The sequence below is a fragment of the Acinetobacter sp. 1000160 genome, from assembly GCF_000588715.1.
Lineage (GTDB): Bacteria > Pseudomonadota > Gammaproteobacteria > Pseudomonadales > Moraxellaceae > Acinetobacter > Acinetobacter courvalinii.
The window spans coordinates 1-625 of sequence record NZ_JFWP02000033.1 but is presented as its reverse complement, the minus strand read 5'-3'; the positions used below and the strand labels follow the sequence as shown (position 1 = coordinate 625).

Below are 625 nucleotides of genomic sequence, written 5' to 3'. Positions count from 1 at the left end.
ATCCACGTTATAGACTTGGGTGTCAGTCACGCTGCTGCTGTTACCTGCTGCATCGGTGAAGGTCGCTGTGGCATCAATGGTTTTATCGCCATCGGCCAACAGGTCACTACCTGCCACATCAGCTGTCCAGTTACCTGTCGCTGCATCTACGGTTGCAGTGTAAGTCACGCCATTGATGAGGAGTGTCACCACTGTGGTGGCTGCATCTGCAGGGATACCGGTTAAGGTACCTGTTACTGTTACTGTGCCAGTAGATTCTGCTGCGTTAATAACGTTGTCTGCTGTTACTGGCGCAACAGTCAGTGTGCTACCCGTCGTATCTGGTGCAGTGGTATCCACAACATAGCTGTGATCTGCACTGACCGGACCTGTACCCGTTACATTCACGGTCACTTCAATGGTGCTGTCTGCATCTGCAGTCAAATCGCTACCTGGAACGGTCACGCTCCATGTACCATCCGCCTGTACGGTGGTGTTGTAATTGTTGCCGTTGACCACAACTGTCACTGCATCACCTGCAGTGAAGTCACCTACAACCGCACCACTGACCGTTTGATCCACACCCGCTTCTGCTGCGTTAACGGTGTTATCGCCTGCAATCGGGTTGATCACCACCACTGGTGTG

General features: G+C 52.6%; 1 protein-coding gene. It reads right to left on the bottom strand.

Features of this window, described 5'->3' with window-relative positions; genetic code table 11:
- On the bottom strand, positions 1–625 hold a 625-nt coding region (locus tag J699_RS00035; RefSeq protein ID WP_032883054.1), incomplete at both ends, for an Ig-like domain-containing protein.